Annotated in this window: 8 protein-coding genes; 3 read left to right on the top strand and 5 right to left on the bottom strand. The window is 66.8% G+C overall.

Features of this window, described 5'->3' with window-relative positions:
• Positions 1–53: 53 nt before the first annotated feature.
• Positions 54–635 (bottom strand): hypothetical protein, encoded by a 582-nt coding sequence (locus ACFWPX_RS26705; RefSeq protein WP_378913939.1) that lies wholly within the window; start codon positions 633–635, stop codon positions 54–56.
• A 204-nt stretch (positions 636–839) separates the two neighbouring features.
• Between ACFWPX_RS26705 and dusB the strand changes: the two genes are divergently transcribed.
• The 3 genes from dusB (at position 840) to phoU (ending at position 5,056) form a co-directional block, all read left to right on the top strand.
• A complete protein-coding gene (dusB, locus tag ACFWPX_RS26700) occupies positions 840–1,994 on the top strand; it encodes a tRNA dihydrouridine synthase DusB (protein ID WP_378913938.1) in 1,155 nt (384 codons plus the stop codon).
• A 246-nt stretch (positions 1,995–2,240) separates the two neighbouring features.
• Positions 2,241–4,304, top strand: a complete 2,064-nt coding sequence (locus ACFWPX_RS26695; RefSeq protein WP_378930003.1) for an LCP family protein — start codon at positions 2,241–2,243, stop codon at positions 4,302–4,304.
• Between the two features lie 86 nt (positions 4,305–4,390).
• A complete protein-coding gene (gene phoU / locus ACFWPX_RS26690; RefSeq protein ID WP_378930001.1) occupies positions 4,391–5,056 on the top strand; it encodes a phosphate signaling complex protein PhoU in 666 nt (221 codons plus the stop codon).
• Between the two features lie 110 nt (positions 5,057–5,166).
• Here phoU and pstB read toward each other — a convergent pair whose 3' ends face one another.
• The 4 genes from pstB to pstS all read right to left on the bottom strand — a co-directional run bounded on the left by pstB (position 5,167) and on the right by pstS (position 9,046).
• On the bottom strand, positions 5,167–5,943 hold the full coding sequence (gene pstB / locus ACFWPX_RS26685) for a phosphate ABC transporter ATP-binding protein PstB (protein WP_378913935.1): 777 nt from the start codon (positions 5,941–5,943) through the stop codon (positions 5,167–5,169).
• A 19-nt stretch (positions 5,944–5,962) separates the two neighbouring features.
• Positions 5,963–6,868, bottom strand: a complete 906-nt coding sequence (gene pstA / locus ACFWPX_RS26680; protein ID WP_378913934.1) for a phosphate ABC transporter permease PstA — start codon at positions 6,866–6,868, stop codon at positions 5,963–5,965.
• Positions 6,868–7,839 (bottom strand): phosphate ABC transporter permease subunit PstC, encoded by a 972-nt coding sequence (gene pstC / locus ACFWPX_RS26675; RefSeq protein WP_378913932.1) that lies wholly within the window; start codon positions 7,837–7,839, stop codon positions 6,868–6,870. Before pstC ends, pstA begins: the two co-directional genes overlap by 1 nt.
• A 91-nt stretch (positions 7,840–7,930) precedes the next feature.
• Entirely contained in the window at positions 7,931–9,046 is a 1,116-nt protein-coding gene (pstS, locus tag ACFWPX_RS26670) for a phosphate ABC transporter substrate-binding protein PstS (RefSeq protein ID WP_378929999.1), read from the bottom strand.
• Positions 9,047–9,127: the final 81 nt, after the last annotated feature.

The raw sequence follows: 9,127 nt of genomic DNA, 5'->3' as shown, positions 1-9,127 counted from the left end.
CCCGCGCCACGCGCGTCACTGGGGGCGCGGCGGGTATTCGCCGGTCGACGGGGTTATTTCATCGGGAGGGCGCCGTCGGCACTGCCGACGTCGGTGATCTTCCAGTCCTTGCCCGCGTCGACGGTGATGTTGTAGGTGACCGTGTTGCGCAGGCCGTCGGGGTTCTGCGCGTTGGTGGTGCTCACGTCGACGAAGGCGGCGACCTTGTAGACCTCACCCTCCTGCGAGAGCACCTTGGCGGTGATCGGTGCCGCGGTGGAGGTCCACTTCAGCGGGATGATGATCTGCTCGAGCTTCGCGCCGGTGGCATCGAACTTGTTCGACAGTTCGGGGGAGGTACCGGCCTTGAGCTTGGCGACCCAGGCGTTGACGTCCTGGTAGTTCAGGGTGGCCGAGCCGACGGAGTAGTCGAGGGCGATCTGCTCGGCCTTCGCGTTGTCGGCCGCCTGGTTCTTCGTGTCGGAGATCTCCGAGCGCGCCGAGCCGAGCAGCACACCGAGCACGAGGGCGATGATCGCGAGGACGGCGATCACGGCGCCGCCGACCAGCGACGAGACGCGCACGGCGACCGTGCCCGTGGCAGGCGTGGCAGGGGTTTTCGTCAGGTCGGTGGCGCCTTCGTTGCTTTCGGCCATGGGGGTCTTCTCCGATTACGTGGGGACAGCGCACCGCCGGAGGCGACGATGCCAGCAGAGTAAGGCTACTGAGGTTTCGGACCTGCTCCGGACACGGCGTAGCAGGTAAACGATGTCAGCTGGGTCGCAGTGGCGGCGATGACCCGCGGATAAGCAGCAGGACGCGAGATCGATCACATCAGGGCGGATGAGACAATCGTGTGCGTGACTACCACGCTGCCCCAGGCGCCGACGGCGCTGCGGATCGGGCCCTACCCGGTCGATCCGCCGGTTGTGCTCGCGCCGATGGCGGGCATCACCAACCGTGCCTTCCGCAGGTTGTGCCGGGAGTTCGGTAGCGCGACCTCGATCTACGTGTGCGAGATGATCACCGCACGCGCGGTGGTCGAGCGCAACGAGAAGACGCTGCACATGATGTCGTTCGACGCCGACGAGCATCCACGCTCGATGCAGCTCTACGGCGTGGACCCCAAAACCCTCGGCGAGGCGGTGCGGATCATCGTCGGCGAGGGCTGGGCCGACCACATCGACCTCAATCTCGGCTGCCCGGTCCGCAAGGTGACCAAGCTCGGCGGCGGTTCGGCGCTGCCGTACAAGCGCAGGCTGTTCGCCAATATCGTCCGCGAGATGGTGGCCGCGGCCGAACCGGCGGGCGTTCCGGTGACCTTCAAGTTCCGGATCGGCATCGACGACGACCACCACACCTACCTCGACACCGGCCGCATCGCCGAGGCCGAGGGCGCCGCCGCCGTGGCGCTGCACGCGCGCACCGCGGCGCAGCTGTACTCGGGCGCGGCAGACTGGTCGGCCATCGCGCGGCTCAAGGAAACCGTCACCTCCATCCCGGTGCTCGGCAACGGCGATATCTTCACCGCCGACGACGCGCTGCGGATGATGAACGAGACCGGCTGCGACGGCGTGGTGGTCGGGCGCGGCTGCCTCGGCAGGCCATGGCTGTTCGCCGAACTCAGCGCCGCCCTGCGCGGCGAGCCGATCCCGGAGGGGCCCACGCTCGGCCGCGTCGGTGAGATCCTGGTGCGCCACGCCACCCTGCTCACCGAGCACGACGGTGAGGACAAGGCCATGCGCGATATCCGCAAGCACATGGCCTGGTACCTGATGGGTTTCCCGGTCGGCTCGCAGCTGCGGCGCAGCTTCGCCACCGTGTCGAAGTTGTCGCAGATCGAGGATCTGGTCGGACAGCTCGACCCGACTGTGCCCTTCCCCACCGACGCGCTCGGACCGCGCGGGCGTCAGGGTTCGCCGCAGACCAAGGTCGTACTGCCGGAGGGCTGGCTCGACGACCCGGAGGACGACACTGTTCCGGCCGCGGCCGATGTGATGCACAGCGGCGGCTGATCAGGCCCCCATATCGAGCCGACATCAATTCGTAAGTCGTCGCTGTCTCGGCCGATGGCACCCGCTCGAGCAGGGCTTTCCGAGGCCCGCCGAAACTTCGCAATCAGATTGTCAGCGATTCCGGTGTGCACTGGAGTGGCTACTCGTGGCGGAATCGTTATCATTGCGGGATCGTTCGACTCTGGTTCGAATCGGAGCCGTGCGATGACGCGCAGGCTGCGCCAGATAGAGAAGTGAGGTTCGTTGGTGGGTGACGATCGGCGCGGGCGTACGCCCCGGCCCGGAAATCGCGCCCCCTGGGAGCGGTACCCAGCGGCCGAACCCACCGAGCAACCGGAAACCGGCTCGCGCCGTTCCCGGCACGCGGACTCGACGCAGGACGCCGCGCCGCTGACGGTGGCCGACCTCGTCAACCGGGTCGACAGCGAACGCACCAGGCGCGACAGACGGGTGCCCCCCGCCGAGAGCGGCGACCCCGCCTCGCGTGCGGGCCGCCGCGCCCGCGAACAGGCACCGCGTCCCACCCCACGTCCCGACATCGCACCCCGCACCGACGGCTCCCCCGTCGTCGACGACATCGCGGGCACCCCACCGCATCGCGCCGAATCCCCCGCCGACCGCACCGCGACCACCGCGCTGCCCGCCCAGGCGAAGGAATCGGTACGCACAGCCGCCCCCGCGCGGCGCGTGGCCGATCCGATCGATCCGCCCACCGACATCCTGCCCACGGTCACCGCCGCCGAGCCCAAGCGCGCCAGGCCGGTCAAAACCGCGGCCGCCGCACCGCCGCGTCGTCCGGGCAGCGATAGTCGGCGTAGCAAGCAGGCGCGGATGGCGGGCCGGGTCACGCTGACGTTCGTCGCGGTGCTCGCCCTCGTCATCACCGGCGGCGGCTGGAGCTACCTGCAGGCCACCAACAGCAGCTTCACCCAGGTCGACGCGCTCGGCGGCGGTGCCTCCGGCGACGTGCTCGACGGCGATATGCAGCTCGGCGACGAGAACTACCTCATCGTCGGCACCGACACCAGAGCGGGCGTCAACGCCGACATGGGCGCGGGCTCGGCCGAGGACACCGAAGGCGCCCGCGCCGACACGGCGATGCTGGTGCACATCCCGAAGAACCGCTCGCGGGTGGTGGTCGTGTCGTTCCCGCGTGACCTCGATGTCACCAGGCCGCAGTGCGCCGGTTGGGACAACGAGAAGGCCACCTACACCGACGAGAAATTCCCCTCGGCCCTCGGCGGCAAGCTCAACGCGGTGTACGCCCTCGGTGGGCCGCGCTGCCTGGTCGACGTAATCCGCAAGATGTCGGGCCTGACCATCGGTCACTTCATCGGCATCGACTTCGCCGGCTTCCAAGCCATGGTCGACCAAGTCGATGGTGTCGAGGTTTGCTCCACCAAGCCGATCATCGACGGAGTGCTCGGCACGGTGCTCGAGACCTCGGGTAAGCAGCGCATCAACGGTGAGACCGCACTCAACTATGTCCGCGCACGGCATGTGGTCGGCGAGGAACGCAGCGACTACGACCGTATTCACCGTCAGCAGCAGTTCCTGGCAGCACTGCTGCGCGGCGCGTTGTCGAGCAAAGTGCTGCTCGACCCGGCGAAGTTGCAGGGCTTCGTCGAGGCATTCCGTCAGCACACCTTCGTCGACGGTGTCGGCACGCAAGATCTGATGCTGCTCGGCCGGTCGCTGCAGAAGGTCAACGCGGGTGCTGTCACCTTCATCACCGCGCCCACCGCCGGTACCACCGCCTATGGCAACGAGATTCCCCGCGAGTCCGACATCAAAGCGATCTTCCGCTCGATCATCGACGATCAGCCGCTGCCCGGTGAGGAAACCGCGCCGCCGGTGACGAGTTCGAGCGAGGCTCCGCCGACCCAGGCACCCAAGGTCTTCGCCGTGAGTCCCGGCTCGGTCTCGCTGCGGATATCCAACGGAACCGGCCGCACCGGCGTGGCGCAACAGGCCGCGAACAAGCTCTCGAACATGGGTTTCGGGATCTACAACGTCGGCAACTACCCCCAGGGCAGCGATTCGACCGTGGTCCGCTTCTCGACCGGCAACGAGGCCGCGGCCGCCACCGTCGCGAGTGCGATTCCCGGCGCGGTGCTCGAACGCGATGACGATCTCGACGGAATCATCGAGGTCATCCTGGGTTCGAACTTCGCCGGACAGGTCCGTACCCCGGTCTCGGTCGGCACCGAAATCCCCGACGCGGGCACCGGCAAGCCGATCACCGCGGCCCCCGTAACCCTGCCGTCCGACCTCGAACACATGAACGCGGCCGACACCAGCTGCGACTGACCGCGCTGACCTGCCACGACACTGCCATGCGGCATTAACCCGGTGTTGGGTGACAGCGGTGCGGGTACCCACTAGGGTCAGCAATCATGCGTGTCATCTACAACGAGCAAATGGCCGACCTCGCCAACCTCCTCGGCGAGATGGCCGGTCTCGCTGGCCAGGCCATGGAACAGGCCACCCAATCGCTGCTGCAGGCCGACCTGGGTCTGGCCGAGCAGGTCATCGGCGAGCAGGATCGGATCTCGGTGATGATCACCGAGGCCGAGGAGAAGGCCTTCGCACTGCTCGCACTGCAGGCACCCGTCGCGGGCGACCTGCGCCAGGTCGTCAGCGCGATCCAGATCGTCGGCGACGTCAACCGGATGGGCGCGCTCGCGCTGCACGTCGCCAAGGTGACCCGCCGCCGCCACCCGGCCCACGCCCTCCCGGAGTCGGTCAACGGCTACTTCGCCGAGATGGGCCGCATCGCGGTCAACATGGGCGCGGGCGCCAAAGAGGTACTCGAGTCCCGCGACCCCGAGCGCGCCGCCCAGCTCAACCAGGACGACGAGGCGATGGACGACCTCCACCGCCACCTGTTCACCCTCCTGATGGACCGTGACTGGAAGTACGGCGTAGCCGCCGCCGTCGACGTCACCCTCCTCGGCCGCTACTACGAGCGCTTCGCCGACCACGCAGTGGAGATCGGCCGCCGCGTCATCTTCCTGGTCACGGGCGTCCTACCAGCTGACGAAGACATCGAAACAAGCTGAAAGACAACGAGTCGGCCCCCGCTCACCGCGGGGGCTTTTTCGTCTCAGCACCACAACGAGAAAAGCCCCGCGCTCCTTCGAGAAGGTGCGCGGGGCTTTCTGTAGTGCTTCTAACCGAAGCGGCCGGAGATGTAGTCTTCCGTGGCGCGCTGGGTGGGGTTGGAGAAGATCTTCTCGGTGTCGTCGATCTCGATCAGGCGGCCGGGCTTGCCCTGGGCCTCGAGGTTGAAGAAACCGGTCTGGTCACTCACCCGCGCGGCCTGCTGCATGTTGTGGGTGACGATGACGATCGTGAACTCTTTCTTGAGCTCGGTGATCAGGTCCTCGATCGCCAGGGTGGAGATCGGGTCGAGCGCCGAACACGGCTCGTCCATCAGCAGGACGTCGGGCGAGACCGCGATGGCGCGGGCGATGCACAGACGCTGCTGCTGACCACCGGAGAGGCTGCCACCGGGCTTGTCGAGGCGGTCCTTGACCTCGTTCCAGAGGTTGGCACCCTTGAGCGAGCGCTCGGCGACCTCGTCGAGTTCCTTCTTGTTGCGCACACCCTGCAGCTTCAGCCCGGCCACCACATTGTCGCGAATCGACATGGTGGGGAACGGGTTCGGGCGCTGGAACACCATGCCGATGGTGCGACGCACGCCGACCGGGTCGATCGCCGAGCTGTAGATGTCCTCGCCGTCGAGCAGCACGGCACCTTCGACGCGGGCGTTCGGGGTCACCTCGTGCATGCGGTTGAGCGAGCGCAGCACGGTGGACTTGCCACAGCCGGAGGGACCGATGAAGGCGGTGACGCTGCGCGGCAGCACGGTCAGTTCCACATTCGCCACGGCGTGGAAGCTGCCGTAATAGATGTTGAGATCTTTGACGTCGATCCGCTTGGCCATCTGAGTATTCCGTTCGCTTCTATCGGTTCCGGGTGAGCAGCTTGTTGACGCCGGCGGCCGCCAGGTACAGCACTGCGATGAGCAGGATCAGCGTGAGCGCCGCACCCCACACACGTGCGCGGCCCGCGGGCTCCGGGTTCGCCAGCTCTTGGTAGATCAACAGCGGCAGCGAGGCCATGTTGCCGTCGAAGATGTTCTGGTTGATCGACTTCGAGTAACCGACCAGTACCAGCACCGGCGCGGTCTCACCCATCACACGAGCGAGCGCGAGCAGGATGCCCGAGATCATGCCGGGTGCGGCGGTGGGGATGACGATCCGCAGGATGGTCTTCCACTTCGGCACACCGAGCGCGTAGGACGCCTCACGCAGCTCGTCGGGCACCAGCTTCAGCATTTCCTCGGTGCTTCGCACGACCACCGGCAGCATCAGCAGCACCAGCGCCAGCGAGACGGCGAAGGAGCTCTGCGGCATACCGAAGGTCGCGATCCACAGCGCGAAGATGAACAGCGCGGCCACGATCGAGGGCACACCGGCGAGGATGTCGACCATGAAGGTGGTGACCTTGGCGAGCCGGCCGCGACCGTATTCGACCAGGTAGACCGCGGCCATGATGCCGAGCGGCACCGCGATGATCGAGGCCACCGCCGACTGCACGATGGTGCCGTAGATCGCGTGGTACACACCGCCGCCGGTCTGATCCGGCAGGATGCCCTTCTGGGAGTTGAACCACCAGTCCGACGAGATGATGGTGCTGAAGCCCTTGGTGATCACCAGGCCGAGCACCCACACCAGCGGGATCAGCGCGATGACGAAGCACAGCGTGACCAGGCCGGTGGCGATGTTGTTCTTGATCCGCCTGCCGGTGCTGACGTGCCGGAACGTCGGCGCCTTGACCGGTTTGTCGAGGACAGTTGTCGGAGGCATCAGCCGTTCACCTTTCCGCCGGAGGCCAGGCGGGCCAGCGCGTTGACGATGAAGGTCAGCGCGAAGAGAACGAAGCCGGCGGCGATATAGGCGCCGGTAGGCAGCGGTGAACTGAACTCCGAGGCCGCGGAGGCGATCTTGGAGGCGAAGGTGTAGCCGCCGTCGAACAGCGACCACTCACCGGGCACGGTGGCGGTGCGCAGCACGACGAGCACCGCGATCGTCTCACCGAGCGCGCGGCCGAGGCCGAGCATGGAACCGGCGATCACACCACTGCGCCCGTAGGGCAGCACCGTCATCCGCACGACTTCCCACTTGGTGGCGCCGAGGGCCTGCGCGGCCTCGATGTGCGCGCGCGGGGTGAGCGCGAACACTTCGCGGGCGACGGAGGTGATGATCGGCAGGATCATCACCGCGAGCACGACACCGGCGGTGAAGATGGTGCCGCCACCGCCGATCGAGACGTTGCCGTCGGAGAAGAGGAAGAACCAGCCCAGGTTCTCGTTGAGGAATTCCTGCACCGGCGCGATCTGCGGCGCCAGCACCAGGAAACCCCACAGACCGAACACGATGGACGGCACCGCGGCGAGCAGGTCGATCAGCATCGTGAACGGCCTGCCCAGCCGCGACGGCGCGTAGTGCGTCAGGAACAGCGCGATACCGACACCGATCGGCACCGCGACGACGAGCGCGAACACCGAGCTCAGGACCGTGACCATGAACAGGTCGCGGATACCGAAGCGGAGATTGTTGGCATCACCGGTCGAGAACTCGGTGCTGGTGAAGAAGTTGGCATTGTCGGCCATGAGCGAGGGGACCGCGCGGATCAGCAGGAACAGCGCGATCAACGCGATAGCGGCGACGATTGTCGCGCCGGCAGCGGTGGCCATCCACCGGAAGATCGTCTCGGCGTTCAGGCGGCCGGTACGACCCCCGTCAGGGGCCTTGTCGATTTTCGGTTCGGTCGGCATATTCGCAGTATCTCCGGCCGCCCGTGGGCCCGTCGAATCCGACGAGCCCACCGCGGTCACCTCAGGGTGCATTGTCATGGCCAGAAAGCGATCAGGAAATGGCGTTGATCGCGGTGGTCAGCTTGGTCTTGAACGCGTCGGGCAGCGGCACGTAGCCCGCCTCGGTCAGACCGGACTGGCCGTTGGTGACGGCCGAGGTCAGGAAGGCCTTGACGGCCTTGCTGGTGTCGGCGTCGGCGTACTTGGAGCACACGACCTCGTAGGTGGCCATGACGATCGGGTACGAGCCGGCGACGGTCGGCTTGTAGAACGAGCTGGTGTCGAGCACCAGGTCGTTGCCCTCGCCCTTGACCTTCACGCCGTCGATGGCCTTGGCTGCCGACTCGGCCGACAGCTTGACCGGGTCCTTGCTCGCGGAGGTGATGATCTGCGAGATGGACAGGTTCTGCGCCTTGGCGAAGGACCACTCGTTGTAGGTGATCGAGTTCTTGGTGCTCTTGATGGCGGCCGAGGTGCCCTCGTTGCCCTTGGCACCTTCACCGACGCCACCGTTGAAGGTCTTGCCGCCGCCCTTGCCCCACGCGCCGTCCGAGGCCGCGTCGAGGTAGAGCTGGAAGTTGTCGGTGGTGCCCGACTCGTCGGAGCGGAAGATCACGGCGATCTTCTCGGCGGGGAGCTTGGCGTTCGGGTTGAGCGCCTTGATCTCCGGGGCATCCCAGGTGGCGACGGAGCCGTTGAACACCTTGGCGGCGGTCGGGCCGTCGAGCACCAGGTCGGTGACGCCGTCGACGTTGTAGGTCACGGCGATCGGGCCGAAGACGGTCGGCAGGTTCCACGCGGGGGCGCCACAACGCTCCGCGGCCTTGGCCGGCTCTTCCTTCTTGGAGCTCAGCGCCGAGTCGGAGCCACCGAAATCGGTCTGGCCGCCGATGAACTCGTTGACGCCGGCGCCCGAGCCACTCGAGGTGTAGTTCAGGGTGAAGCCGTCGCAGTTGTTCTCGTAGGCCGCGACGAAACGCTCCATGGCGTTCTTCTGCGAGGAGGCACCGGACGCCTTGAGCGCCTTCTTGCCACCACAGGCAACGCTGGTGTTGGCGGCGTTGCCGGCCTCGCCACCGGTGGTGTTCTCGTCACTGCCACAGGCGGCCAGGGTCATGGCGCCCACGGCGAAGACGCCGACCAGGGCACTGGTGCGCTTGAAGTTCACTTTTCCTCCGACAATGCTGGGTGTCTCACTCGGTCCCTCACCGGCCCGAGTGAGGCTGGCTGGCGCTCGCTGTCCCGAAGG

Source organism: Nocardia sp. NPDC058518, from assembly GCF_042719655.1.
Classification (GTDB): domain Bacteria; phylum Actinomycetota; class Actinomycetes; order Mycobacteriales; family Mycobacteriaceae; genus Nocardia.
This window is presented reverse-complemented; position numbering and strand designations above follow the sequence as displayed.